Below are 779 nucleotides of genomic sequence, written 5' to 3'. Positions count from 1 at the left end.
CCTGCTTCAAATTTGGCCGCAAGTCTTTAATCTATCATCGATAAATTTTTTACAGAAATCAGCTGAGCTATCGAAACAGGAAGAGATTCAGAAGTATAAAGAAGCCGTTGTTACTGTGCACGACCAGCATTCCAAAGGAACTGGATTCAATATATCTGAAAATGGGTTAATCATTACAAATCACCATGTTGTCGATAACATGTATCCAATAACCGTCACATTCTCGAACGGAGACATTTACCAAGCCATCATTTTACAATCATATCCCGACATCGATCTTGCCTTTTTACAAATTAATGGTGAACAATTACCCGCACTTTCTTTAGGTCAGCCTAATACATGGGCTGTTTCCGATCAAATTTACGTAATTGGCAATCCGCTTTTACACAATCAAATTGCGATTGATGGAGAAATAATAGAGGGGTCTAATAAAAATGGAGTTCTTATGCTCTCATCCCCGATCTATAACGGAAACAGCGGAAGTCCAGTTATCAATTTAGAAGGAAATGTGATTGGAGTTGTTTTTGCATTATCTACGAAGGATCAAATAGGACTTGCCATTCCGATTGAGAAGGTGCTGGAGAAATTACCTGAGGGGTATTAAGTTTGTGCTTCGATGCTTAAATAAAAGAATTTCTGATAAAGCAGCATTGAGACTATTTCTAATGATTAGTGTGAAAGGCTACTCACCTTGAAATGTCCATCCAGCACAGCTGCTTGGACTTTTTAAACGCTTACCCACCTTGAATTGTCCGTCCAGCACGGCTGCTTGGACTTTT

The 779-nt window shown here is 38.9% G+C and carries 1 protein-coding gene; it reads left to right on the top strand.

Going from position 1 to position 779, the window contains the following annotated elements:
- Positions 1–604: S1C family serine protease (locus tag V7149_RS05675; protein ID WP_335344681.1), on the top strand; the 604-nt coding region annotated here is incomplete at its 5' end.
- Positions 605–779: the final 175 nt, after the last annotated feature.

It is taken from the genome of Bacillus sp. JJ1503 (genome assembly GCF_036965125.1).
Lineage (GTDB): Bacteria > Bacillota > Bacilli > Bacillales > Cytobacillaceae > Cytobacillus.
This window is presented reverse-complemented; position numbering and strand designations above follow the sequence as displayed.